Annotated in this window: 24 protein-coding genes and 1 riboswitch; of the genes, 3 read left to right on the top strand and 21 right to left on the bottom strand. The window is 33.9% G+C overall.

Annotation, left to right across the window (positions count from 1 at the left end; all coding sequences use genetic code 11):
• Position 1 precedes the first annotated feature (1 nt).
• The 9 genes from MN187_RS04065 to MN187_RS04025 all read right to left on the bottom strand — a co-directional run bounded on the left by MN187_RS04065 (position 2) and on the right by MN187_RS04025 (position 8,741).
• Positions 2 to 1,246: a tetratricopeptide repeat protein gene (locus tag MN187_RS04065; RefSeq protein WP_242094394.1), complete on the bottom strand. Its 1,245-nt coding sequence runs from the start codon at positions 1,244 to 1,246 to the stop codon at positions 2 to 4.
• Between the two features lie 26 nt (positions 1,247 to 1,272).
• On the bottom strand, positions 1,273 to 1,515 hold the full coding sequence (locus tag MN187_RS04060; protein ID WP_117972759.1) for a GlsB/YeaQ/YmgE family stress response membrane protein: 243 nt from the start codon (positions 1,513 to 1,515) through the stop codon (positions 1,273 to 1,275).
• 123 nt (positions 1,516 to 1,638) lie between these two features.
• Positions 1,639 to 1,914: a non-specific DNA-binding protein Hbs gene (gene hbs / locus MN187_RS04055; protein ID WP_071457044.1), complete on the bottom strand. Its 276-nt coding sequence runs from the start codon at positions 1,912 to 1,914 to the stop codon at positions 1,639 to 1,641.
• 229 nt (positions 1,915 to 2,143) lie between these two features.
• On the bottom strand, positions 2,144 to 3,454 hold the full coding sequence (gene der / locus MN187_RS04050) for a ribosome biogenesis GTPase Der (protein WP_242094392.1): 1,311 nt from the start codon (positions 3,452 to 3,454) through the stop codon (positions 2,144 to 2,146).
• Positions 3,455 to 3,576: 122 nt separating this feature from the next.
• Positions 3,577 to 4,746: a 30S ribosomal protein S1 gene (gene rpsA, locus MN187_RS04045; protein WP_242094390.1), complete on the bottom strand. Its 1,170-nt coding sequence runs from the start codon at positions 4,744 to 4,746 to the stop codon at positions 3,577 to 3,579.
• 84 nt (positions 4,747 to 4,830) lie between these two features.
• Positions 4,831 to 5,520: a (d)CMP kinase gene (gene cmk / locus MN187_RS04040; RefSeq protein ID WP_117972138.1), complete on the bottom strand. Its 690-nt coding sequence runs from the start codon at positions 5,518 to 5,520 to the stop codon at positions 4,831 to 4,833.
• A gap of 64 nt (positions 5,521 to 5,584) precedes the next feature.
• Complete coding sequence (locus MN187_RS04035) at positions 5,585 to 6,244, bottom strand: LysM peptidoglycan-binding domain-containing protein (RefSeq protein WP_242094364.1); 660 nt, start codon at positions 6,242 to 6,244, stop codon at positions 5,585 to 5,587.
• A 60-nt stretch (positions 6,245 to 6,304) separates the two neighbouring features.
• Positions 6,305 to 7,741 (bottom strand): RecQ family ATP-dependent DNA helicase, encoded by a 1,437-nt coding sequence (locus MN187_RS04030; protein ID WP_242094362.1) that lies wholly within the window; start codon positions 7,739 to 7,741, stop codon positions 6,305 to 6,307.
• Positions 7,728 to 8,741: a YpbB family protein gene (locus MN187_RS04025; RefSeq protein WP_242094360.1), complete on the bottom strand. Its 1,014-nt coding sequence runs from the start codon at positions 8,739 to 8,741 to the stop codon at positions 7,728 to 7,730. The genes MN187_RS04030 and MN187_RS04025 overlap by 14 nt, the downstream gene beginning before the upstream one ends.
• 75 nt (positions 8,742 to 8,816) lie before the next feature.
• Between MN187_RS04025 and MN187_RS04020 the strand changes: the two genes are divergently transcribed.
• On the top strand, positions 8,817 to 9,023 hold the full coding sequence (locus MN187_RS04020; RefSeq protein ID WP_117972134.1) for a ferredoxin: 207 nt from the start codon (positions 8,817 to 8,819) through the stop codon (positions 9,021 to 9,023).
• A gap of 37 nt (positions 9,024 to 9,060) precedes the next feature.
• Here MN187_RS04020 and MN187_RS04015 read toward each other — a convergent pair whose 3' ends face one another.
• From MN187_RS04015 to xerD, 6 genes are all read right to left on the bottom strand, one after another.
• Entirely contained in the window at positions 9,061 to 10,923 is a 1,863-nt protein-coding gene (locus tag MN187_RS04015; protein WP_158559332.1) for an acyltransferase family protein, read from the bottom strand.
• Between the two features lie 148 nt (positions 10,924 to 11,071).
• On the bottom strand, positions 11,072 to 11,650 hold the full coding sequence (locus MN187_RS04010; protein WP_117972132.1) for an ECF transporter S component: 579 nt from the start codon (positions 11,648 to 11,650) through the stop codon (positions 11,072 to 11,074).
• A 125-nt stretch (positions 11,651 to 11,775) separates the two neighbouring features.
• A riboswitch (FMN riboswitch) is annotated at positions 11,776 to 11,906 on the bottom strand.
• Positions 11,907 to 11,961: 55 nt separating this feature from the next.
• Positions 11,962 to 12,684 carry a pseudouridine synthase gene (locus MN187_RS04005; RefSeq protein ID WP_117972131.1) on the bottom strand — a complete coding sequence of 241 codons (723 nt, stop codon included), beginning with the start codon at positions 12,682 to 12,684 and terminating at the stop codon, positions 11,962 to 11,964.
• A 5-nt stretch (positions 12,685 to 12,689) separates the two neighbouring features.
• The gene (gene scpB, locus MN187_RS04000) at positions 12,690 to 13,280 is read right to left on the bottom strand and encodes an SMC-Scp complex subunit ScpB (RefSeq protein WP_117972130.1); all 591 of its coding nucleotides are present in this window, start codon (positions 13,278 to 13,280) and stop codon (positions 12,690 to 12,692) included.
• Positions 13,261 to 14,031, bottom strand: coding sequence for a segregation/condensation protein A (locus MN187_RS03995; RefSeq protein WP_117972129.1), 771 nt, complete (start codon positions 14,029 to 14,031; stop codon positions 13,261 to 13,263). The genes scpB and MN187_RS03995 overlap by 20 nt, the downstream gene beginning before the upstream one ends.
• Before the next feature lie 9 nt (positions 14,032 to 14,040).
• Positions 14,041 to 14,940: a site-specific tyrosine recombinase XerD gene (gene xerD / locus MN187_RS03990; RefSeq protein WP_241698909.1), complete on the bottom strand. Its 900-nt coding sequence runs from the start codon at positions 14,938 to 14,940 to the stop codon at positions 14,041 to 14,043.
• A gap of 151 nt (positions 14,941 to 15,091) precedes the next feature.
• Between xerD and MN187_RS03985 the strand changes: the two genes are divergently transcribed.
• Positions 15,092 to 15,889 carry a peptide chain release factor 1 gene (locus tag MN187_RS03985; RefSeq protein ID WP_117972127.1) on the top strand — a complete coding sequence of 266 codons (798 nt, stop codon included), beginning with the start codon at positions 15,092 to 15,094 and terminating at the stop codon, positions 15,887 to 15,889.
• Positions 15,890 to 15,916: 27 nt separating this feature from the next.
• Here MN187_RS03985 and fur read toward each other — a convergent pair whose 3' ends face one another.
• The 6 genes from fur to dnaE all read right to left on the bottom strand — a co-directional run bounded on the left by fur (position 15,917) and on the right by dnaE (position 25,134).
• The gene (gene fur / locus MN187_RS03980; protein WP_242094358.1) at positions 15,917 to 16,372 is read right to left on the bottom strand and encodes a ferric iron uptake transcriptional regulator; all 456 of its coding nucleotides are present in this window, start codon (positions 16,370 to 16,372) and stop codon (positions 15,917 to 15,919) included.
• 97 nt (positions 16,373 to 16,469) lie between these two features.
• Positions 16,470 to 17,342 (bottom strand): CvfB family protein, encoded by an 873-nt coding sequence (locus tag MN187_RS03975; protein WP_242094355.1) that lies wholly within the window; start codon positions 17,340 to 17,342, stop codon positions 16,470 to 16,472.
• Positions 17,343 to 17,554: 212 nt separating this feature from the next.
• Positions 17,555 to 18,715 carry an MFS transporter gene (locus MN187_RS03970; RefSeq protein WP_117972124.1) on the bottom strand — a complete coding sequence of 387 codons (1,161 nt, stop codon included), beginning with the start codon at positions 18,713 to 18,715 and terminating at the stop codon, positions 17,555 to 17,557.
• Between the two features lie 171 nt (positions 18,716 to 18,886).
• Entirely contained in the window at positions 18,887 to 20,641 is a 1,755-nt protein-coding gene (gene pyk, locus MN187_RS03965; RefSeq protein WP_241698907.1) for a pyruvate kinase, read from the bottom strand.
• 33 nt (positions 20,642 to 20,674) lie between these two features.
• Entirely contained in the window at positions 20,675 to 21,637 is a 963-nt protein-coding gene (gene pfkA, locus MN187_RS03960; protein ID WP_117972122.1) for a 6-phosphofructokinase, read from the bottom strand.
• 176 nt (positions 21,638 to 21,813) lie between these two features.
• Positions 21,814 to 25,134, bottom strand: coding sequence for a DNA polymerase III subunit alpha (gene dnaE, locus MN187_RS03955; protein WP_242094353.1), 3,321 nt, complete (start codon positions 25,132 to 25,134; stop codon positions 21,814 to 21,816).
• Positions 25,135 to 25,266: 132 nt separating this feature from the next.
• Between dnaE and MN187_RS03950 the strand changes: the two genes are divergently transcribed.
• On the top strand, positions 25,267 to 25,458 hold the full coding sequence (locus MN187_RS03950) for a YjzD family protein (RefSeq protein ID WP_117972120.1): 192 nt from the start codon (positions 25,267 to 25,269) through the stop codon (positions 25,456 to 25,458).
• Positions 25,459 to 25,478 lie beyond the last annotated feature (20 nt).

Genomic DNA, 25,478 nt, shown 5'->3' with positions numbered 1-25,478 from the left:
ACTACTCTTCCAACATTGTAACAATCATCAAATCATCTGGAACCATTGTCAAATAGGCTTGTAATACCTCTTTTGATTTGTCTAATTGTCCTTCTTCTCGTAAAAAGATACCATAATCTTTTAAGAAATCAGCGTCAATATCCATATATGGATGAGCTAACTCATAATATTTTTTCGCATCTGCATACTCTTCTAAACCATTATAAGCTTGTGCTAAGTACCAATAGGCTTCACCTTGATCTAAAATATCTAATGTCGAAACTAAATGGATGGCTTCTTCATATTCTTCCTCTTTCAATAACAGTTCAGCTAGTTTTAGTTTTGAAATATCACTATCTAATTCCAATGAGATAACTTCCTCTAAATACATTTTTGCCTGGTCTTTTTGATTTAGTTGATAAGATGCTTCTGACGCTAAATGATAGACAGACACATCATAAGGATTAACATGAATTCCTTTTTCAGCTACTTCTAATGCGTCATCATATCGTCCTTCATCAAACAGGATTTGTGCCAATGGGTAATAAACTTGATTAAATTCAGGATTCATCTCGCTAACTTTTGTTAAAAGTTGAATACTGCGTTCATTTTCTCTAATTTGATAGTAACAAAGAGCCAACTGAAACAATCGCTCCACTGTTTCAGATTGTTTAATAGCAGATTCTAAAAAGGTCACTGCTTCTTCATACTCCCCAATTCTTGACAAAGATACTCCTATACGCTCATCTAAATCAATTGGCGACTCAAAGGTTGAGTACGTTTCTTTTATCATCTCATACGTTATAATAGCATTTTGATAGCTTTCAGTTGAGAAATATAATTCTCCTAGTGCTAAATCAATCAATGGCTCATTTGGCAGTATCGTTTTAGCTTCTTTTAATTTTTGTTCGCTCACTTCAGGAATGTCCATCATTTGATAAATATCGGCTAACGTCAATAAGCTTTGTGCATATAATTCGCTGCTTGGCTTAATTTGTTCTAACCATTCAAACGCTTCTTCTAGCTTATCTTCTTCAATCGCAATTTCTCCTAAAGATATTTTCAAACTATCCTCATCAGGATAAAGACTCAACAAATCTTTAAACAACGTGCTCGCTTCTTCAAGAAAGCCTAGTTGATACAAATTATCTGCTAATTGTAATTTTTCTTCTGGTAAATCCTGTGACAAAGCTTCATTAAAATAAACCGTCGCTTGAGCTAAGTCTCCAGATGATAATGCTTCTAACATTTGTTTACTATATGACATATTTTTTCTCCTTCATCTGTGATGTTCTATTTTTTTTGGAAAATAGAAGCAATGGCAACAATAATAATGGCTCCTAAAATAGAAGGAACCAACGCCATACCAGCTAATTGTCCTCCCCAATCATCACCAAACATTTTTTGTCCGATTGCAGAGCCTAATAACCCTGCTACAAGGTTAAATAAGCAACCTTGTGAGTCTTTTTTTCCTGTTATTAATGTTGCAACTGCACCAATAATACTTCCTACGATTAATACTGAAATCCAATGCATCATAATCACCCTCATTCTATTTGTCTAATCCATTCTATCTGATTTCTATGTTTTTTCCTAGAAATTCGTTTAACTTTATAAAAAAAAGCAAGTATCAAAAATTCGATACTTGCTTTAACAGTTTTATTTAACTGCATCTTTTAACGCTTTACCTGGTTTAAATGCAGGTACTTTACTTGCAGCGATTTGAATTTCTTCACCTGTTTGTGGGTTACGTCCTTTACGGGCAGCTCTTTCACGTACTTCGAAGTTTCCGAATCCGATTAATTGAACTTTTTCACCTTCAGATAAAAATTCTTGAATTGAAGTAAATACAGCGTCTACTGATGCTGTCGCATCTTTTTTAGTTAATCCAGTTGCTTCTGCAACTTTTTCGATTAATTCTGCTTTATTTGCCATTATTAATTTCACCTCCTCGAAAAAGATTCGATGTTTTATGTGACATCATGTTTTCTAAATCATGCTTTTGAATCACTCAATAGGCATGAGTAGAAATATTCGATTACAATATTTCTTAAACAAAGATACCATAAGAACATTGATTTAGCAAGGTTAATCAAAGAAATGATTGATATTTTAGCTTTTTTAATTTTTTTTTGCAAAAATAAAAATAGTATGTTAAAATAACCTATTTTCTTCGTCTTGTAAGGATTCGAATAGGCGTTCCTTCAAACTCGAAAGCACGTCTTATTTGATTTTCTAAAAATCTTGAGTAAGAGAAATGCATTAATTCTTCTTCATTAACAAACACAACAAAGGTGGGTGGTTTGATGGCAACTTGTGTCGCATAAAATATCTTCAAACGTTTCCCTTTGTCAGTCGGTGTTGGGTTGATTGCCACTGCATCCATAATCACATCATTTAAAATAGATGATGGAATACGTAATGTTTGATTTTGACTCACGGTCTCAATGATTTCAGGTAATTGATGCAAACGTTGTTTTGTCTTAGCTGATACATAGACTATTGGGGCATAATCAAGGTATCTGAATTCAGAGCGAATGTCTTCTTCAAATTCTTTCATCGTATGATTGTCTTTATCTAATGTATCCCATTTATTGACAACAATCACAATACCCTTCCCTGCATCATGAGCAAATCCAGCAATCCGTTTATCGTACTCGCGGATTCCTTCTTCTGCGTTCAATACAACTAATACTACATCAGAGCGGTCGATCGCACGCATTGCACGCATCGCACTATATTTTTCTGTGTTTTCATAGACTTTACCTTTTTTTCTCATACCAGCAGTATCAATCATGATAAACTCTTGGCCTGTATTTGATACAAAAGACGTATCAATCGCATCACGTGTCGTTCCAGCAACGTTAGAAACGATTACTCTATCTTCACCTAGTATGGCATTAATAAGAGATGATTTTCCAACATTTGGTCGACCAATCAAACTAAAACGAATAATATCGTCTTCTTCCTCAGCTTCAACTGGTTTAAAATGTTTAATGGCTTCATCTAATACGTCCCCTAAGCCAATACCGTGACTTCCTGAAACAGGGATTGGTTCGCCTAATCCAAGTGAATAGAATTCATAAATATCACTACGCATTTCAGGATTATCTACTTTATTTACTGCTAAAATGACTGGTTTATCACTTTTATATAATATCTTAGCCACATATTCATCCGCATCAGTGACTCCTTCACGACCACTTGTCACTAAAATAATCACATCTGCTTCTTCAATAGCTATTTGAGCTTGGTGTTTAATTTGATCCATAAAAGGCTCATCACTCATCTCGATTCCACCAGTATCAATAATGCTAAATTCACGTCCCAACCATTCAGAATGGGCATAAATTCTATCACGAGTGACACCAGGAACATCTTCCACGATAGAAATTCTCTCTCCAGCCATACGATTGAACAGGGTTGATTTTCCAACGTTTGGACGTCCAACAATCGCTAGTGTAGGGATTGACATAGTCATTCCTCCTTTATCCTTTTACTTTTTTATCCTTATGTAGTTTAACCCGAAGCCACGGTTGGTGCAAGGTAAATGTCAAATAATTCATAAAAAAAGTCAGCTCGTAAGCTGACGTTTTTTTATTTACCTGTTAAATCTTCACCTAACACATCACCTAATGTAAAGCCTGTTGACTCTTCTGGCATAACATAATCGTCTTCTTCTACGACTACTTCGTCTTCTTTTTCTTGTAGGGCTTTAATACTTAGTCCAATACGTCTATTTTCTTCAGACACATCAAGTACTTTCACTTGGACTACGTCACCTTCATTTAATTCTTCATGAGGTGTTGCAATATGTTTGTGTGAGATTTGAGAAATATGAACCAATCCTTCAACGCCTGGTAATACCTCAACGAATGCCCCAAACGTTGTCAATCGTTTCACTGTTCCTTCCAAGACTGAACCAACACTTGCTTTTGATTCAATATCATCCCATGGTCCAGGCAATGTTTCTTTAATTGACAATGACACACGTTCTTTTTCTGGGTCAACGCTTAATACTTTTACGGTCACTTCTTCACCAGAAGTTAAAACATCGGATGGTTTTGACACATGAGCATGTGAAATTTCAGACACATGAACTAATCCGTCCACTCCACCTAAATCAACAAAAGCTCCAAAGTCTGTTAAACGAGCCACTTTACCAGTCACCACGTCACCGGCAACTAATTTACCAAAAACCTCTTCTTTTGCGTTTGCTTTTTCTGCTTCTAACACGGCTCTATGAGAAAGGATTAGACGGTTTTCTGATGGTTCAATTTCAACAATTTTAAACGTTAAGGTTTGACCTTTGTATTCAGAAAAATCTGATACGAAGTGATCAGATACCATTGATGCAGGAACAAATCCTCTCACACCAACATCAACAACTAACCCACCTTTAACAACATCTGTTACAGGTCCTTCGATTAGTTCACCATCTTTAAATTTATCTTCAATTTCTTGCCATATTTTACGTGCATCTAAGCGACGTTTAGACAATAGATAGCTACCATTTTCTTTATCTTTTCCGATTTCAGAAATAACAACTAAATCCATAATATCACCAATTGAAACAACGTCTGTGACGTTTTCCACTGGAATCGTTGATAATTCTTTTAAAGGAATGACACCTTCAACTCCAGCACCGATAATGCCAACAACAGCTTGCTTATTATCATCAACGGCTAAAATTTCACCTTGTACTAAATCACCAACTCTTACATCTTGAACACTTTCAATTGCATCTAACATTGTTTCATCTGCCATAATATCCTTATCCTCCTAAGCAACACTTACTTGATTTTTACTACTTACTTATATTCTACATAAAATAAAAAGACTTTACTAGTATTATCTATTATTTTGAGATGAAATTACCTTTTTAAGTTCATTTTCTATAACTTTTACAACTTCTTCTATAGATAATCCTGTTGTATCCACTTTTATTGCGTCGTTTGCTTGAACTAAAGGAGACTCTTTCCGATGTGAGTCATAATAATCCCTATCTTCTATTTCTTTTTGTAGTTCGTCTAGGCTTGTCATAATGCCTTTTGTTCTATTTTCTTTATAGCGACGTTCCGCTCTTTCTTTAACACTTGCAACTAAAAATATTTTTAAATCCGCATCCGGTAATACAACCGTTCCAATATCTCGACCATCCATCACAATATTTTGCGAAGCTGATATATTTTTTTGACGATTAACTAATTCGTGTCTGACTTCTTTAATAGCCGCCACTTCAGACACATGGTTTGTTACGTCTGGCATACGAATCGCATCTGTTACATCCACTCCATTAGCATAAACATGTTGAATGCCTTCAACATAATCAAAAGAAATGTTTAGATGAGATAAAGCATTCATTAATTCGTCAGTGTTTTTTAAATTAATTTTATGTTCTAAAGCATGATACGTCACAACGCGATACATTGCGCCTGTATCACAATAAATATATCCCATTTTTTTGGCTAAAATTTTTGCTACCGTACTTTTTCCAGCAGATGCTGGTCCATCAATTGCCACTTGAATCTGTTTACTCATCGACGTCTTTCCTCTTCCTTTTTACACTAATCAAAAAGCCGCCCTAAGACGACTTAAATGATTATTATTTCACTCTAATTGCTTGCCCTGGTTGGACATTTTCAGCTGTCACACCTGGATTTAATTGATAAAGTTGGTCTAAAGTAATACCAGCTTCTTGAGAAATTTTCCATAATGATCTTGTGCTATCTCCTTGACCATATGACACAGTTCCACCACCAGGGGTTTGAGATGCTGGTTGACCTTGATTTTGTGTATTAGTTTGATCATTTTGATTTTGCTCTGTTTCATTTTGAGTAACTTGACCTCTTGTTGATGGGTCATTTTTAGGTACTTCCACATCACTAAATGTTTCAGAAGTGCTTTCTACAGTAGTAGATGAAGATTCTGTCATTTCAGTACTAGATTTTGCTGACTCGGTTGATTTTGTTTCAGATTCTTTTGTAGTACTACTACTAACAACACTCGTTGAACTAGTTGGTGATGCCGTTTTCCCACTATTTAAGTTTCCACTCATTTGAGAATAAATAATGGCACCAGTAGGAATTAAGACAATCAAAAATAATATCACAATAATACTGACTACAAACCAGGTTCTTTTTTCAGATTTAGAACGTCTATTAGTTCTTGAACCATCATCTTCATATATTTCTTGATCCCAAGATTCTTGCTCGTTTAATTCTTCTTTTTTATCTTCTGTTAAATTACTCTTATCCTTACTCAAAAATACTACCTCCTCAAAATATCTGAAACCATTTTATCATAATTAGCACAATATGTCGCTCTAAAACCTTAAAAAAAACATTTTTTCTAATTTATCTTGTGAATTTATGAATGTTCCTACTTTTTTTTCTTCTGTTCTAAACACATTGATATCAGGTTGTTCATGTTGGCAATTATCACAACAATTCTGCTGTCCATTATCTTGGTATTCACCAAAATAATGTTGTATTAACTCACGCCTACAATGGTTGCTCTGACAATATTCTATCATGTTATAAAGGTTTAATTCATGTTGTCTCTTCTTTCTCATTAAGTTTTCTTTATAAAAAAGCCACCCTTGATGGGTCATGTCAATTTGATTCAACCATTTTTTTTGTCCTTCAGTCATAGCTAACTCAAATAGTTTTCGTTCTTCAACAGATTTATTTTCTAAAAATAATAAATCCTCTTTTTCTTGATATGTTTGCTCCTGCAAGAAAAAATGAATCTGTTCATCACCAGGTTGGTATAAAATTAAAGATAAACTTTGGTGACCGTCTCGACCCGCACGACCTGATTCCTGAACAAAATTTTCTAAGCTATTTGGTAAATGATAATGAATCACAAATCGAATATTCACCTTATTAATTCCCATGCCAAATGCACTCGTTGCACACAATACACGTACCTCGTCATAAATAAATTGCTCCTGAATTCGAATACGATCATCATTAGACAAATCAGCATGGTAGCTTTGTACGGTATAGGGAATCCTTTGGTTGAGCCATTCAGCCACTCTATCTGCTTCTTTTTTACTAGAAAAATAAATGATTCCCGGTACTTGTTTATCCGCCAAAAAAGACTCTAAGTAAAGAAGTTTATCATCTGTTTCAACTACTTGGTAGTAAATATTTTCACGATTCACCGACTCACAAATCTCGACATACTGATTTTCTTCAAATAGTTGCTCACAAATATCTTTTTTCACTTCAGCAGTCGCCGTAGCAGTCAATGCTAAAATCAAAGGATTTCCCAATTGATTTTTAATCGTTTTTAACGCCAAATAACTTGGTCTAAAATCATGACCCCATTGGGAAATACAATGTGCTTCATCAACAACAAGTAAACTGATATGTAATAATTTAAAATACGCGAGTATATCAGGTTGGCTTAAGGATTCTGGACTGATAAAAATAAAACGATAGTGATTGAGATGAGTTAATACATATTTTTTTGACCGTTTTTCTAATAAACTATTTATTGCTATAACTGATTTTTCACCTTGTTTTCTTAAAAGGGATACCTGATCTTCCATTAAAGAAATTAGAGGAGACACAACAATCGTTTGTCCATTATTTTGATAGTAACTTGGAAATTGATAACACAAAGATTTTCCAGCCCCTGTTGGCAAAATAGATAGAGTTGATTGTCCATTTAAGATAGACTCAATAGTTTCTTTTTGTCCCTGATGAAACAGGTCAAATCCAAATCTTTGTTTTAAAAATTTATCTAATACCACTACTTACCCCCCCTTTTTTTTCCCACAAATAAAATTGATAAAACTTAAACTCATAAAATGTTAAGGTCGGTATCTTTGAGACGACTTGCGAATACTTCCAACTCTTATAATTGGGGTATTCTTTAAGATAATCTTCTAAGTGTTGACACACTTCTTTTGGTATGTAAGACATGTATTCATCAGACGGCTTACTCATATTTATTTCAATAAAATGATCCATAATAGTGCTTTCCTTCAGACGTCTCATATGTGCCACTTGTTTAATAGTATGCCCTTTTGATAGTAAATAATCCGTTAAATCAACTGTATCTTGCTCTTTTTCTTTTTCTACCATATCAACTAGCGAGTTCATCAATATATAATAATCACAAGAGTCATTTATCTGTATCAACATTTTATGAAGTGCACTTTTATAAAGTAGATACGCATATACTTTATCATAATTTTTTTGTAAAGCTAACTGGGACAGCGTATAACCAACCACCTCATGGCCAACTAATTGTCCTACCAACATATCTTGCTCCTCTTCAGTTAAGTGTTTGATTAATTGCTCCCATTCGCTAAAAAATTCTTTTACTAGCTGATCACTATTATGTTGAAATAACCATTGTTTGACTTGTAACTGGTGTATAGGATCATTATCAATTGGTAAATAATCTGCGTTCTGATAGCTTTTATAAGAAATAACCTGTGACACGAACAATAAACGTTGCCAAAAGACGTCATCATATTTATAAAAATGAAATCCTTTGATAGAAAGTTGAGACAATACGTTATATTTTAATATGTCTTTACCCTGATTCGTTATCTTAGCCAATTGACTATCCATTTGCTGTAGATGACCCTTTTGAATCAGCGAATGAATACTTGAATTAAATTGCGGCTTAGATAATTTAGGAAACAAACAAAAATAATCTAGTAGAGTGTATAATTTTCCGTAACTCAAAACAGAGGTTGTTTTCTTACCTTTTAAAAGATGGTACAATGTAGAGTAGCGCATCACCTCACCTGATTTAAAACAATATAATATCACATCTTCTATGAACAAAAACTATCACCTCAAAGGAGTTTTTTTATGCTATGTAAAATTATACCAGAAAAATGCATTGCTTGTGGCTTGTGTCAATTAAAAGCACCAGATGTTTTTGATTACTATGACAATGGCATCGTACGATTCAAAGACAGCGATCAATTAGACATTAATTTTAAAGATCCATTACCTGAAGAAATATTATCTGCTTATCAAAAGTGCCCTACTCGTGCTATTGAATTAAAAAAATAAACCTACCAGCTTTCTGAAATGAAAGCTGTAGGTTTTTTTAATTCGGTAATACTTTTAATACTTCTGTTGCTACTAGTTCACTAAAATATTCCCCACCATTTGGAACCAAATGAATACCATCTTCATCAAACCACTCTCTATGACCTTCTGCATAAGATTTCCAATCAATCAAATGGGCATTATCATATTTAGCAGCAGCCTTAGCTAACGTATCATTTACAGATGCTTGCCAAGGTCTATCAACTAACGTATTGACAAAAAAGACTGGCCTATTACCAATTTGCTGCATCATTTTATCAATATCACTTTCTTTAAAACTACCATTTGTACCTAAAACGACTAATACCACGTCACCAAGCTGTTTATTTTTATTTAACTTTTCAAAAATCTCTTGACTATCAACTAATTGACGACCAACTTCTGCGTCAATATGACTCTTTGGAAAATAAGTTTGTAACTCTGGTGCAGCGCTTAGTAACACAGAATCTCCTACAGCCCCCAGAGAAACTTTAGCAATTTTCTCTTTTTGAACGGAACTAAGACCTGAAGGTGAGTTTGTTTCTGAACTATCAGACGTTTCTGTTGTACTTGTTTGTTCACTACTCGATGTATTGGTCTTTGACGCGGATTTTTTTTCACTCGATTGAGATAATTCTTTGTTATGTTGCTCAACAGCCTGTTTATTTTGCTCTAATTTCCTTTGAAGCGCAACAGCAGAATCCATTTTACCTGATGGCGAAACAGCGACGCCATATACAAAGGTTCCTAAAAATAATACTAGTACCACTAAAACAGGAACATTTTTTTTGAAAAGTGATTCAATTAACCCAATCAACTCTTTCATACTACCAATCCGTCTTAAACGACTAACTAAACGATACGTTAACTCAGATAAGATACCAATGATCACTAACTGAATCACGCCATGCATGAGAGCATTTGTTCCATCCCATTTTAGTTGATCTGTATACACAACCATAACAGGTAATTGCCATAAATAAATTTCATAACTTCTAGAGCCTATCCAACGAATGATTGGATTAGTTAACGCGTTACTAAATCCTTCTATTTCGACAATTAATCCTAAAACAATCATTGCAATCACACTAAATAACAACATACCACCACGATAAACAAAAGCATTATTATCAGAAAAAAGAACAAACGACCCTATTATTAAAATAAGTCCAGTGATAAAAACTAATAGTTTTTTTCCAAAATGAAGTGAGGTTATTCTTTCTTCTTGCGTTCTTAATAAAAAAGCTAAGGATGACCCTAACATGACCGAAAAAAGTCGCGTATCTGTTCCATAATAAATGCGATTAATGGATTCTGGTGTATAAAATGCCATCATCAACACAGCCGATAACCCAGTGATAAATAAAATAAATTGATTTATTTTTTTATAATCTTTTACTTTATACAATAAAATCGCTAAAATAATTGGCCAAAATAAATAAAACTGCCCCTCAATCGATAGAGACCACAAATGTGTAAAAGGTGACTCATTCGAAAAACGATCGAAATAAGAAAAACCATTCGCTATCTGCCAAAAATTATTAACATTAAATAAACTCGAGGCAATAATTGCTTTAAAATTTAATAAGTATTTGCGAGAAATAAATGCAAATACGCTTCCTGTTACAATAAAGAGAACAATTAGGGAAGGATAAATTCGCTTGACTCGTCTAAAATAAAAATCGCTAATTTTAATTTTTTGTCTACTTTCCCACTCAAATAGGAGTATGTCTGTCATTAAATAGCCTGAAATGACAAAAAATAAAGGAACTCCTAAAAAACCTCCTGATACCGATTGGGGCATCAAATGGTATAGGATGACCCCGATGACTGCGATTGCCCTTAAGCCATCAATCCCTTTGATATATTTTCTTTTGCGCATGTTCATACTCCTCTATAAAAAAACGATATATAACATATATTAAATTAAGTTTACAAATATTTCAAACATATTTGTCTAATTTTTATATTTTCTTATAAACTATTTTAGCGATAACAAAAAAACAACCATCATCTGGTTGTTTAATAACTTAATTTCTAACTTTTTTTGCGAGTCTTTTTTCAAGTACTGGTATGACTTTTTTGTAAACAACAAAGAATGCGACTCCAACGGCTGTTCCTTTAATAAGGTTAAAAGGAATAATCCCGTAAAGAATCATGGTTGCAATAGACATACCAAAATCCATTCCCAATACATTTAGATAAAATGGTGTAATAACAAAATAGTTTGCTACACTCATGAAAATTGTCATTAAAACTGTGGCATACATAATACCTTGAATTAAATTTTTGTTTGAATGTTTTTTCTTCATCATGCTATAAATTGGCAACAAGTAGCATACTGTTGCTAAAAATCCAGCTCCGTTACCGATTAAAGCTCCTAGATTTCCACCACTTGTGATGAAATTTAGCGTTGAACGAATAAATGCTACTAAAATACCACTAACTGGACCATATAAAAATGTGCCAATTAAAATTGGAATGTCACTAAAATCTAATTTTAGCCACCCAAATACTGGTAAAATTGGTATCTCAAGAAACATCAAAAGATACGCAATCCCCGCCAATAATGACAGTGTCACCATTTTTTCTGTCTTACCTGTGTTCATAAGAAAATCCCCCTATTCAGGACCATCCCCGGAAAAGACTTGGATCAAGTACACAAAAAAACTGCTTTCTTGCCGTTTACGCGCGCAAAAAAACAGTGGTTTACTTGATTGTATACTCAAATAAGCCCTATCTTCTTTACTCCAGACTCTAACTGTCGGTATTGGAATTTCACCAAATCGGCCATTCATCATAAGATAAATGGTTCGTGGACTTTAACCACCGGTCGGGAATTACACCCTGCCCGTGAAGACGACCTTTAATATTTTTATAAGTTTATTATATCTTAATTATTTAAAAAATCAATAAAAACTTACTCTTTATTAGCCAAAACATATAACTGACTCACTTCTTTTCTAGTTAACTCTCTGTAATCACCAGGATTTAACCCAACTAAATCAAGCGTTCCAACTTTTTCACGTTTTAATTTCATAACAGGTAAATTAACTGCAGCTAACATATTTTTTACCTGATGATTACGACCTTCATGAATAATCAATTCCACAACTGACGTTCCTTTTCTATGATCAGTTGATAGCACTTTAAATCTAGCTGGCGCCGTTTTTCGCCCTTCAATACGAATACCATTGCGTAATGGTTTTAATGCCTCTTTTGTTGCAATACCTTTTACTTTTGCTACGTAAACTTTATCAATCTCATGTTTTGGATGCGTCAATAAATTAGCAAACTCGCCATCATTAGTCATTAATAATAAACCAGATGTATCATAATCTAAACGACCTACTGGGAAAATACGTTCAGGTACTCTTGTAAAGTAGTCATTAACAACTGGGCGATCTTTATCATCTGAAACAGCTGAAATGACATTTTTTGGTTTGTAAAATAAATAATAAACTGGCTGTTCTTGATAAATTGGGACTCCATCAACTTCAATTTTATCAGATGGGGTCACTTTAATACCTAATTCTGTTACTTTCTTTCCATTAACTGTTACACGCCCTGCTTGGATTAATTCTTCTGATTTCCTTCTTGACGCCACACCACAATGTGCCATCACTTTTTGTAATCGTTCCATTCTTTTCACTCTTCTTTCTTCTCATCAAATTGCTCTTTAAATCGGTCAAAAAATAAATTGGTTGACTCATTATCTTCATCTAATTCTTCACCCAACTCATGAATATCTGGTAAATCATCCATACTTTTTAATCCAAAATAATCAAAAAAGTAAGCCGTTGTTCCGTATAAAATTGCTCGTCCAGGACCTTCTACTCGTCCCTTTTCTTCAATCAACTGTTTATGTACTAATCGTTGGATTGATCCAGAACTTTGAACCCCTCTAATCTGTTCAATTTCTGAACGAGTAATGGGTTGCTTATAAGCAATAATAGCTAACGTTTCTAAAGCTATTCTTGATAATTTTTGATTAACAGATGACTGTGCGTAATGTTTTAATAATTCTGCCATTTTCTTTTTAGTTGTCATCATAAATCGGTCGCCGACTTCTAAAATAGTCAACGCACTGCTAGTATCTATATCATATTTTTCTTTTAATTCTTCTACAGCTTGATAAACGTTTGCCGTTGTTTCTTGTGTTAGATGACTTAATTCGTTCATACGAATGCCTTCTTCACCTGAAACAAATAATAGTGCTTCAATTTTCTGAACTAACATCTGTTGTACCTTCTTTTTTATAAATCTTAATCATATCATCGCTACTTGATTGTTTCACAACCAATTCTCTATTTTTTATTAACTCTAATATAGCTAAAAATGTCATGACAATTTCTGAGCGTATATAATGAGTAAATAAATCTGTAAATAACACAGACTCTCCACTAGATAACTTCTCTATCTTAGACATCACAAAACCAATGCGATCATCAATTGTATAATCTTCCATGACTATATTTGTCTCAAGTGGTTCCATCTCTTTAGCTCGCCTCATCACATCATGTATCGCTAAAAATAAATCAATGGTTGTTATTTCATTTGGTTCAAGTGGCACTGCTTCTTTTTGATACATGGATAAATCAGTGACTTCTTTCGTAAAATAATCCCCACGTTCTGTTTCCATTTCTTTAAGCACGGTGGCAACATACTTAAATTTTTTATAATCAAGTAATTGCTGAACCAACGCTTCTCTTGGATCAACTGCTTCGAATTCATTATCTTCGTCCATCTCTATGACTTCTTGCGGTAATAACATCTTACTTTTTATCGACATCAAAGTAGCTGCCATTACTAAAAATTCCCCTGCAATCTCCAAATCAAGCGTACGCATCGTTTGAATGTATGTCATATATTGCTCTGTAATCTCAGCAATTGGAATATCATAAATATCTATTTCCAAAGTTTTAATCAAATGAAGCAGCAAATCAAGTGGCCCTTCAAAAATATCCAATTTTACCTGTAATTCTTCCATTTTGTCCCCTCACGCTCTTGGAAAGTGCTCTTTATACACGTCTGCCAAACGTTGTTTGCTAATATGTGTATAAATTTGTGTGGTTGAAATATCTGCATGTCCCAACAATTCCTGAACAATACGTAAATCAGCTCCATTTTCTAATAAATGAGTGGCAAAACTATGACGTAACGTGTGTGGTGTTACATCTTTAGTAATACCTGCCTGACTCACGTAGACTTTTAAATTCTTCCAAATACCTTGTCTGGAAAAACCTTTCCCTTGATAATTTAAAAATAAAAAATCATTTGAAAGATCTGTTTTATTTTTAATTGACAGCTCAGGTCTAGATTCCTCTAAATACCTATTAATCCAATGAATTGCTTGATCCCCTAAAGGAACAATTCGCTCTTTATCCCCTTTTCCTAACGTTTTTAACAACCCGATAGATAAATGCAAATCACTCAATGTTAATGTAATCAACTCTGTTACACGAAGCCCAGTCGCATACATCACTTCTAAAATTGCTCTGTCTCTTATGCCTAATACCGTTGTCGTATCAGGGGATTCTATAATTTTTTCGACTTCTTCTATGGATAATGTTTTAGGCAACGTTTGTCTTTTTTTCGGCGTATCAATATATTGCATAGGATCTGATTCAGTGTAGCGTTCTTGACGAAGAAATTGATGAAATTTTCTCAAACTTGAAACCATGCGAATGATTGTCGTAGATGACTTTCCAGACTCTTTTAAATAAGTCAAAAAATCCATAATCACAAACCGATCAACCTCATCTATTGAAGAAATATTTTTTTCAATTAAGTATGCTTGATACTGGTTTAAATCCCGTTGATAACTCACAATGGTATTTTGTGACAAGCCACGTTCAATTTTTAAAAAATATAAATAGTCTTCAATGTATGTTTTCATAACGAGCCTCCAGTCAATAGTAATTATTTTAACAGTTTTTAATGGCAAATACTATCTTTAAAATATCATGCAAATTTTTTTATTTTACATAGACATTTCAATCGTTAAATTATACAATAAACATATTGGTCAAATGGAAGGAGGATCAGAGGTGTTTCCAAAGAAAGAAACATATAAAAACATTGAACTATTAGATTTTTTAAACATAAATAGTCAAAATTATACAGATGAATTTGAACTTATTTATCAACATAAAAAAACATACTTTTATCTGTCATTAATTTTTGTCATACCTGTTTCTCTCATTCTCACAATATTTGTTATGGTTGACTTCCCATTTCCTTGGTGGTCTGCTCCGATATTCCTAATCCTTTTTTCTATTATGGGATTTTTCTTTATATCAATGCCTATCTACCAATCATTTATAAAAGAATGTCAAGAGGCAGAAAAATACGTTGGTCAAAAAGTTGATGAACATTTATCTGAACTTGCTAAACAAGAATTTTTCAGTAAAGACGCTAAGGTAAAACGTTTATTAAATCAAGAGTTTGAACTTATTGCGTTAACAAGTGCCACAAGAGATGATCTCAATATCATCTTAGAAAACCAATCGCTTACTACAGCAACCTGCCCAATCATCAACAAAAACAATCCAGAATACAAACAATCTAAACGAATTTTCTATGAAAAAAGGCCATTAAATCCTGTTATTATGGTGAAACTTAATCTAATAAACAGAACAACCAAAAAACTAACAAAACAAATTATTTTACCAATAGAGTTTGAGTTAGTCAGAGGATTGGTCAGTGAGCAAATTATTTTTTTTGAAAAAGAAAATTACCTAGTTAACCCATCGATTCATATTGATGCTGACAATTTTAAATTTCTCTATGTTCCTAATAGAGAGGATTTTTTAAGAAGGGAGCATCCGCCACTTTATATAGAATAAAAAAAACAAGTGATCTATTTATTAGAATCACTTGTTTTTTTTTTGGCAAGCCTGACAGATACCATGAAAGGTTAGGCGATGATCTGTTACTTTAAAAAAGTAACGATTTTCGACTATCTTTTCAACCTCACCTAATAAATCCTCTTCAATTTCATCGATATTTCCACATTCTAAACAAAGAAGATGATGATGAAAATGTTTGGCACCTTCTTTTCGCATATCATACCTTGCTAGACCATCATTAAAATTCACTTTATCTAAAATACTTAATTCTGTCAACATTTCAAGCGTACGGTAAACAGTCGCTAAACCAATATCAGGTGTTTTTAATTTCACGAGCATATAGATTTCTTCAGCCGATAAATGATCTTTCTCATTTTCTAACAACACTTGTACTGTGGCTTCACGTTGTGGTGTTAGTTTATAGTTTGCTTCATACAATTGATCTTTTATCCGTTGTAACGCAAGGCTTTGCTGTTCCATAGTAGCTTGCACATCCTTATTTATAATTATTATCATTTAAAAACCAAATGACCTTATATAGATTATAATTTATCTAATGTACAAAATCAACCTATTCTCAATTAGATGTTTCATCTTTTATTAGGTATGTCTTACCATCTTTTTGAGTAATTCTTTTTTCTTTCATCAATGAGCCTAACGCTCGTTTAAATTGACCTTTACTGATAGCAAAAGTTTGTTTGATTTCCTCTGGTGTTGATTTATCACTAAATGGAATCATGCCATCTTTAGAACGTTCTAAAAATGTTAAAATCATTTGTGCATCATCAGAAATAACTTCATACGCTCTTGGTTTTAAAGACATATTTAGCATGCCATCTGGACGAACACCAATCACTCGGCCTTCAACAATTTGTCCAAGTCTAGGTTCTTCGTATCTCTCAGATGGATGAATAAAGGCCACATAATGGTCATCTGTCAAGACAAACGTTCCCACCATTTTTAAGCGATACACCACCCCCGTAATATTTTTATTTTTCATTGTTTCTTCATCCGCTGCTTTTGACATAGCTAAAAATGTCATATCATCTGCTAAATTAGCCCAAAGTCTTGCTTTTTCATCAACTGATAATCTCACTAATAATTTATCGCCTTTTTTAGGCCATAATGGTTTCATCTCTGGTAATTCATCAAGCGACACCACGACTTCTTTATCTGGCAATCCAATATCAACAAACACGCCTAAGTCACGTCTTGAATCAACTACTTCAGCAAATCCAAATTTATGTTGTTGAATCTCTGGAATATTAGTTGTAAAAATACGATCGTGTTTTTGATTTTCATAACCAAATCCTTCTACAATATCTCCTATTTTAAACTCACCTTCAGATTTATTTAAATGAAACGTCACACCATTTTTTTGAACAAAAAATAACTGGTCGTTTTCATCAATAATTAATCCGCTCCACACGCTACCTATTAAATCTTTCATGTATTCTGCCCATCCTTTCGTTGTTCTCACATTATATCATAATTTATTCATTAGTTTATTAAAAATTCCAATCAAACTTTTTCTCCAATCAATTTAACCAGTTTGTCCATACTATAATAGAGTAAATAATCCCTACCATGAGCTATTTGATTTCATCATATGTTATAACGTACATAACAAAAGAGATAACTGAGTCACTGCTCAATTATCTCTTATTTTTCTGGTAATTCTTTTTTCCACATTAATGATAAAAAACTAGTTATTAATAAAACAATTGCTGACACATAATATGGATAAAAATGATTGATATCAAATAACATCCCTGAAGCCATTGGTCCTAATATATTTCCAAAACTTGTAAAGGTTGAATTTAATCCATTCACTGTCCCTTGTCTATCTCCTGCATGTTTAGATAGGTACGTTGTAATACCTGGTCGCAATAAATCAAACGCTAAAAACACAACAAAAGTTGATAATACAACAACCCATTTACTATCGGTGAAAGCTATAACACCAACGAATATAGCGCTCGCAAAAAATGACACTCGAATTAATCCGACCTCACCAATTTTCTTGATAATGCCATCAAAGAAAACGACCTGACAAATTAAGGCTAATACCCCACTAACTGTAATAATCGCAGCAATTTCTGATGTACTAAAATTAAAATTGATTGTTGCCATAATACTATAGATGGACTCAAATGATTGTAAACCAAATGATGAAATTAAAATCACGATGAACGGAAATGTAAAAATAGGATCTTTTAAAATATCCATAACAGAACCTTTTTCTGCAACTTGACCATGTACTAATTGCTTCTTAGGCTCTTTTAAAATTAACATTGTCATAATAAACCCGATAAAAGATAAGAGAGCTGCCGCAAAAAAAGGCACTCGCATTCCAAAATGAGCTAAAAATCCACCAACTCCGGGTCCAATAATAAATCCACCACTAATGGCGGCAGACACTAACCCCATAGCTTTTGGACGTTCTTCAAATGTTGTGACGTCTGCTACATACGCGGTAACAGATGGCATGATTAGTGCCGCAGCAATCCCACCAAGTCCACGAGAGATGTACAACCAACTAACGACTTGGCCTAAACCAAAAATTAATTCAGATACTGCAAAGATTAACATACCAGCTGCAATGATTAATTTTCGACCGACTTTATCTGATAAACTACCCGCGATAGGCGACACAATTAACTGTAAAACAGCAAAAACAGAAATCATCAATCCCATTGTTGAGCCAGATAAATGCATATCTTCTTTTAACATTGGCATAACCGGAATAACTAAGCCAGCTCCTAAAAACACTAAAAATAGATTGGAAATGGCTAAATACATCATATTTTTTTTATTTGTCATATGTTTTCTCCCTTCTAAAAGTCTAATCTAAACCATTCTACACACCACTAAAAAAAAAAGCCATAGTTATTTAAAATATTTTTTTAACCCGCTTTTTATACACGTAGACAAATAAAGAGCAGGAGCTAACCACTCCCACTCTTATTGTGTCAAACACTCATCATTTACTCATTAAATAGTTGTTTCGCCTGCATAGATAAATCCTTGGCGTGAATCAACTGTTAACACAGTACCACTTGAGATAAGTGATGTTGCATTTTCAACTCCAACAACAACTGGAATATTTTCCGCAATTGCCACAACCGCTGCATGGCTTGTTAATCCACCTTCTTCAACAACAAGAGCTGAAGCTTTTTTAATTGCTGGCATATACTCTTTATCGGTTGTTTTTACAACTAAGATTGCATCTTCTTCCATAGCATCATTTGCTTCTTGAGCTGAAGTTGCTACAACTGCTTTAGCAGAAACGGCTGTGTCGCCAATTCCTTGTCCATCACATAATTTAGAACCAATTAACTGAATTTTCATTAAGTTAGTTGTTCCTTTTTCACCAATAGGCGCACCAGCAGTAATGATAATCAACTCTCCTTCTTTAGAGAATCCAGTTTCTTTAGCAATTTTAGTTGCTAAACTAAACATCTCATCAGTTGAATCTGGTTTAGTTGTAACAGTTGGGAATACGCCCCAGTTTAATGCTAAACTTCTAGCCACACGGTCAGTAAATGTTGCGGCTACAATATGAGCTTTTGGACGATATTTAGAAATCATACGTGCAGTATGTCCAGATTGAGTTGCCGCTACAATTGTTTGGATATCTAGGTTTTTCGCTGTATGTCCAACTGCTTGACCAATTGATTCAGTCATATCAGTTTTTTTATGTAATTTAAGAGCATAAGCATCACGATCCGTTAAATCAGCTTCTGTACGTACTGCAATATTTCTCATTGTTTTAACTGCTTCAATTGGGTATTCCCCAGCAGCTGTTTCACCAGATAACATAACAGCGTCAGTTCCATCATAAATTGCATTCGCCACATCACTTGCTTCTGCACGTGTTGGACGAGGATTTTTTTGCATAGAGTCTAACATTTGTGTTGCTGTAACAACTGGTTTACCTAAAGCATTACATTTTCTAATCATTTCTTTTTGTACAACTGGTACATTTTCAGTTGGAATTTCAACACCCATGTCACCACGTGCAACCATTAAACCACTAGATACTTTTAAGATATCATCTAAGTTATCAATACCTTCTTGGTTTTCGATTTTAGAAATAATTTGAATATGTGTCGCATTTTCTTGTTCTAAGATTTCAGTAATTTCTAATACGTCACTTGGGCGACGAACGAAACTTGCTGCGATGAAGTCAACATCGTTTTCAATACCGAAACGAATATCAGCCGCATCTTTTTCAGTGATACCAGGTAAGTTAATACTTACATTTGGTACGTTAACACCTTTTTTATTTTTCAATACACCTTCGTTTAATACTTTTGTGACGATTTCTTTGTTAACTAAATCAATTTCGATTACTTCTAAGTCAATTAATCCATCATCTAAAAGGATGTGGCTTCCTACATGAACATCATCAATTAAACCTGGATATGTAATTGAGAATTTTTCTTTTGTTCCTTCCACTTCGCTCATTGCAATACGAACAATATCCCCAGTAGTTAATTCAACAATGCCATCTTTCATATTATGCGTACGAATTTCTGGACCTTTTGTATCTAGTAAAATTGCAATTGTTTTACCAGTAATTTTTGCTGCTTCACGAATGTTTTTAATACGTGCTCCATGTTCTTCAAAGTCTCCATGTGAGAAGTTTAAACGAGCAACGTTCATCCCTGAGTTCATTAATTCAACTAATGTGTCTACAGATTCACTTGCTGGACCGATTGTACAAACAATTTTTGTTTTTTTCATGTAAAAAACGCTCCTTAGTATTTTTTATTTGTATTAGAAAGAGATTTGATGATTTAGATCATACAAACTCAAATCTGGCTGATGTTTCTTTTGTTCTAATGTTTCAATGATATCATTTGCTACAACTTCATTGTTTACAGAACCAATACATAATCCACCTTGACCATTTTTTAGTAAGTCAACCGCAAATCCACCGAATTTACTTGCTAAAACACGATCACGTGCTGATGGAGATCCTCCACGAACAACATGTCCCAACACCGAAACACGTGCATGAAAATCACCATACTCTGCTAATTGATCAGCGAATTTATGACCAGACATCACACCTTCAGCTAAAACAATTAAACAATGTTTTTTACCGCGGTCACGACCTTCACGAATTTTTTTAGCAACTTGTGCCATATCAAAATCATGTTCTGGGATAATGATATCATCTGCTCCACCGGCAACTCCTGCCCATAAAGCGATATCGCCAGCATCACGTCCCATTACTTCAATAATAAATGTACGTACGTGAGATGTTGCAGTATCACGGATTTTATCCATTGCATCTAATACTGTATTAATTGCTGTATCAAATCCAATAGTGTAATCAGTCATTGGAATATCGTTGTCAATTGTTCCTGGAATACCAACAGCTGGGAATCCACGTTTTGTTAATGCTAACGCACCATGATAACTACCGTCACCACCGATAACAACTAAACCTTCGATACCGAATTTGTTGAGTTGTTCAATTCCTTTAAGTTGTCCTTCTTCTGTTGCAAACTCTGGGTAACGTGCTGAATACAACACAGTTCCTCCACGTTGGATGATATCCCCCACATCTGGAACATCTAATTTACGAATATCACCAGCGACTAAACCAGCAAATCCATAGTTTATACCATAAACTTCCATACCTTCATGAATCGCTTTACGTGTTACCGCACGAATAGCTGCATTCATACCAGGTGCATCTCCACCACTCGTCAAAATAGCGATGCGTTTCATAGTCATAACCACCTTTACTAAGTTGTACTTACTTTTGTATTTTTTATTATGTAAAAAATACTTAAATCCAAAGACTATTCTACCATTATTTTTATGAAATGTCTTCGCCTATCCTGTAAAAATTGAAAAAAAATTGAAAATACATTTTTTCTTCTAATGTTTTTTTAAGAAATAAATTACTTAAATATGATCATTCCTTCACCTAATAAAGAATGGACTTCTTTCATTAAGTTTGGTGTGTTCTCTACCCAATATGCTTGATTTAGCAAGGTGTTTTGCCCTTTATGACGGAATACTAAAATAACAGGATTTTCACCATGATGTGATAATAACACATTTTGTAAATCTACTAACAATTGGTTTTTGTCATTTTCGGGTGTTATATTTATAAAACATTTCATCCTGTCTCTCATATCCTTAGCTAATTCAACGGTGTTCGCTATAATTTGCCATTCTTGATTATACTTACTTTTTTCTACCTTACCACGAACAACATACACCTCATGTTCACTAAGTATAGATTGTACACTTCGATAAATAGTCGGAAACAATGTAACAGATAATTTTCCAGTTTGATCAGTTCCTTCTAAAAATGCCATGGATTCACCTTTTTTGGTACGTATCTTTTTAATACTAGATGAATAAAGTAATACTGTCACTTCTTGATTTGCCAACAAATCTTTAGCTTTTACTATAGGAAGATTAACTAATTTACTTGTATAAAAATCAACCGGATGAGCAGACACATAGGTACCTAAATAGTCAACTTCTTGCTCTAATTTTTCTTCCACAGTAAAATCTTCACATATTTCCTTCTTCAAGGTTAACACATCTAATAAATCTGCGCTACCACCACTGTATTCAATATTTTGTATCATACTATCTAGGTCAATCATTAATTGTTTACGATTTTGATGCAATCTGTCAAATGCCCCAATATAGATTAATGGTAAAATATTCGCTTTCTTTAACCACTTGCCATTCAAACGCATTAAAAAATTTTCTAATGATTTAAACGGGCCATCTTCTTTTCTGACTGTCAACATGTGTTGAATGAAATCTTTACGAATCCCTTTAACTGAAGAAAAACCATAGATGATTGACCCTTTATAAAAGGTAAAACTGTATTCACTTTTATTAATATCTGGAGGAATAATGATTAAACCAGCCTCTTTTGCTTCTACGATGTATTCAGTCATTTTTGCTGGATTATTTTTTACTGAGTGCAAAATAGCTTGGAAAAATGCGGTTGGGTAATGCACTTTTAAATAAGCCATCTGATAGGCAATAACTGAATAAACTACCGCATGAGACCGATTAAACCCATAATTAGCAAAACGTTCAATGTAATCGTACACTTGCATTGCGACGTCTTTTGTATAGCCTTGTCCCACTGCCCCACTGACAAAATGCTCTCGCTCAGTATCAAGTACGTCTTTACTCTTTTTACTAATCGCTCGGCGTAGAATGTCTGCCTCTCCCAAACTAAATCCTGCCATTTTTGAAGCTACTTGCATCACCTGTTCTTGGTAAACAATCACGCCATATGTATAGCCTAATATGTCTTTCAAGCTATCATGTGGGTAATGAATTGCTTCAATACCTTTTTTTCTCTTAACAAACGTCTCAATGTTTTCCATTGGTCCAGGACGATAGAGGGCATTCACTGACGCGATATCTTCAATAGATGTCGGTCCTAATTTACGCAGGACATTCTTAATTCCTTTTGATTCAAATTGAAACACACCAACAGTATTTCCTTGTCTAAATAGTTCCAACGTTTTGTCATCGTCTAAAGGGATATCTTCTAAAGACAAGGGCCTACCTGTCTGATATTCGATAGATGACAAGGCGTTTCCAATAATAGATAAATTTCTCAATCCTAGAAAATCCATTTTTAATAAACCAATTTCTTCTACTTCTCCCATAGCAAATTGCGTTAATGGAATACCATTGTTTCCTTCTTGTAATGGAATTAAGTTTGTTAAATCTTGATCACTAATCACGACTCCTGCCGCATGAGTCGATACATGCCTAGGTAACCCTTCAATCCGTTTTGCCGTATCAAATAATAATTTGTTTTTGTAGGAATGCCCTACTAATTCGCGTAACGTCTTTGATTTATCATATGCTTCACTTAATGTAATCTTCAAATCTTTTGGAATAGCATTTGCCCATTTGTTCGCTTCATTTTGTGACAAACCAAAAACTCGACTCACATCTCTAACAGCCATTTTTGCTGCTAAAGTACCAAACGTAGCGATTTGCGCAACACGGTTTTTACCGTATTTATGATTAACATATTGAAGTAATTCTTCCCGTCTATTATCAGGTATGTCCATATCAATGTCAGGCATGGTGTAACGTTCTTTGTTTAAAAATCGTTCGAATAATAACTGATACTGAATCGGATCAACATTGGTTATTTGTAATACATAAGACACAAGAGATCCTGCAGCTGATCCACGACAGGCAGTCACGATATGATGATCTCTAGCATATTTCATCACGTCCCACACAATTAAAAAATAATCATCGTATCCCATCTCATGAATGACGTCTAACTCCATATTCAAACGTGCTTGATACGTTTCATTCACTTGACCATTTAAGCGACATGATAACCCCTCTTGGCATAATCTACGTAAATAGGTATCAGCTTTTTCATTATTTGGAACTGGAAAACTTGGCAATAATTTCTGTTGTAGTGGGATCTGTAAATCAATGGATGACACAATCGTTTCAATATTTGACAAAGCCTCATCTAAATTTTTTTCATGATACCATTTAGTAAAATCTGTTGCTTGAGGTAAATAATAATCACCAGATAATTGTTCAAAATCAAGCGATATCAGCTCTCCACTTTCAATGTGTTCTAACACTGCGACAGAGAAATCATCACTAGGATTTAAATACCGAACATCTTGTAAAGCAACTGGCGGTAGATTATATTTTTTATAATAATAACCCCAAAAATCTCGTTCTTCCTCTTTCAATCGCGAAACATTTATACCACCATAAACATCACAGTGCTTTAATAGTTCTAGTAATTCTATGGTTCTTTTCTCCATTTGCTCACTGCTTGTCGCTTGTTGCAATTGATATAACTCATTCTTTTGCCAAGGTAGAATAGCAATCAAGTCATTTAAATCATGAAATGCATCCCTTAACGAAAAGGATTCTCGCCTTTCAGTCATCGACTTTTTTGTTGCAATTTTCATTAAATGATGATATCCAGACAGATTTTTAGCTAGAAGTATGATCTCTGCTTCCGTTTCTTCTGTTGTTTTATAGGTTAACGTCATTCCAATAATAGGTTTGATGTGTTGTTTTAAACATTCTTGATAAAAAATAACGACACCATGAAGGGTATCAATATCTGTTATTGCTAAACTTGTATAGCCACGATTTTTAGCTTCATACACAAGTTCTTCAATGCGATTGGTACTAGATAATAATGAATACTCTGTTCTAACTTGTAACTGTCCCAAATTCATGAAACCCCTCCATTAATTTTCTTATTTTAGTATACCATAATAATCCGTTCCCTCTTTATAAACTAATCTAGGAATCCTTTACTTTTAAAGTAAAGATTGGTAAACTAATTCTTGAAAAGAGGTGCATTAAACATGGGAAGAATTGTTGTTTTTATCTGGGCAATTTTATTAGGACAAGTGGTTAGTTATATTGGTGGCGCACTTCATGGTGTGACTGATTATAACTTCACTGGAACTGTGATTGTATCTTTAATTGCTTGTGCCATTGTTATGCTTATTGGTGAAGTGGCAGCACCAAGCAATACAAAAAAATCTAAAAAATAAAAACATGTAGGAGAATTTTT

Origin of the sequence: Vagococcus sp. CY52-2 (assembly GCF_022655055.1) — a bacterium.
Taxonomy (GTDB): Bacteria; Bacillota; Bacilli; order Lactobacillales; family Vagococcaceae; genus Vagococcus.
This window is presented reverse-complemented; position numbering and strand designations above follow the sequence as displayed.

Excerpts from the sequence above, each read along its gene's own strand:
- MN187_RS04060 (WP_117972759.1), bottom strand. The coding sequence starts at position 1,515 with ATGCATTGGATTTCAGTATTAATCGTAGGAAGTATTATTGGTGCAGTT.
- fur (WP_242094358.1), bottom strand. The coding sequence starts at position 16,372 with ATGGAACAGCAAAGCCTTGCGTTACAACGGATAAAAGATCAATTGTAT.
- pyk (WP_241698907.1), bottom strand. The coding sequence starts at position 20,641 with ATGAAAAAAACAAAAATTGTTTGTACAATCGGTCCAGCAAGTGAATCT.
- xerD (WP_241698909.1), bottom strand. The coding sequence starts at position 14,940 with ATGAAAACATACATTGAAGACTATTTATATTTTTTAAAAATTGAACGT.
- MN187_RS04015 (WP_158559332.1), bottom strand. The coding sequence starts at position 10,923 with ATGCGCAAAAGAAAATATATCAAAGGGATTGATGGCTTAAGGGCAATC.
- MN187_RS04010 (WP_117972132.1), bottom strand. The coding sequence starts at position 11,650 with ATGAACACAGGTAAGACAGAAAAAATGGTGACACTGTCATTATTGGCG.
- cmk (WP_117972138.1), bottom strand. The coding sequence starts at position 5,520 with ATGAGTAAACAGATTCAAGTGGCAATTGATGGACCAGCATCTGCTGGA.
- pfkA (WP_117972122.1), bottom strand. The coding sequence starts at position 21,637 with ATGAAACGCATCGCTATTTTGACGAGTGGTGGAGATGCACCTGGTATG.
- MN187_RS04065 (WP_242094394.1), bottom strand. The coding sequence starts at position 1,246 with ATGTCATATAGTAAACAAATGTTAGAAGCATTATCATCTGGAGACTTA.
- MN187_RS04020 (WP_117972134.1), top strand. The coding sequence starts at position 8,817 with ATGCTATGTAAAATTATACCAGAAAAATGCATTGCTTGTGGCTTGTGT.
- MN187_RS03975 (WP_242094355.1), bottom strand. The coding sequence starts at position 17,342 with ATGAAAGATTTAATAGGTAGCGTGTGGAGCGGATTAATTATTGATGAA.
- MN187_RS03950 (WP_117972120.1), top strand. The coding sequence starts at position 25,267 with ATGGGAAGAATTGTTGTTTTTATCTGGGCAATTTTATTAGGACAAGTG.
- rpsA (WP_242094390.1), bottom strand. The coding sequence starts at position 4,746 with ATGGCAGATGAAACAATGTTAGATGCAATTGAAAGTGTTCAAGATGTA.
- dnaE (WP_242094353.1), bottom strand. The coding sequence starts at position 25,134 with ATGAATTTGGGACAGTTACAAGTTAGAACAGAGTATTCATTATTATCT.
- MN187_RS03995 (WP_117972129.1), bottom strand. The coding sequence starts at position 14,031 with ATGGAAGAATTACAGGTAAAATTGGATATTTTTGAAGGGCCACTTGAT.
- MN187_RS03970 (WP_117972124.1), bottom strand. The coding sequence starts at position 18,715 with ATGACAAATAAAAAAAATATGATGTATTTAGCCATTTCCAATCTATTT.
- hbs (WP_071457044.1), bottom strand. The coding sequence starts at position 1,914 with ATGGCAAATAAAGCAGAATTAATCGAAAAAGTTGCAGAAGCAACTGGA.
- MN187_RS04025 (WP_242094360.1), bottom strand. The coding sequence starts at position 8,741 with ATGCGCTACTCTACATTGTACCATCTTTTAAAAGGTAAGAAAACAACC.
- MN187_RS04005 (WP_117972131.1), bottom strand. The coding sequence starts at position 12,684 with ATGGAACGATTACAAAAAGTGATGGCACATTGTGGTGTGGCGTCAAGA.
- der (WP_242094392.1), bottom strand. The coding sequence starts at position 3,454 with ATGTCAATCCCTACACTAGCGATTGTTGGACGTCCAAACGTTGGAAAA.
- scpB (WP_117972130.1), bottom strand. The coding sequence starts at position 13,280 with ATGTTAGTTCAGAAAATTGAAGCACTATTATTTGTTTCAGGTGAAGAA.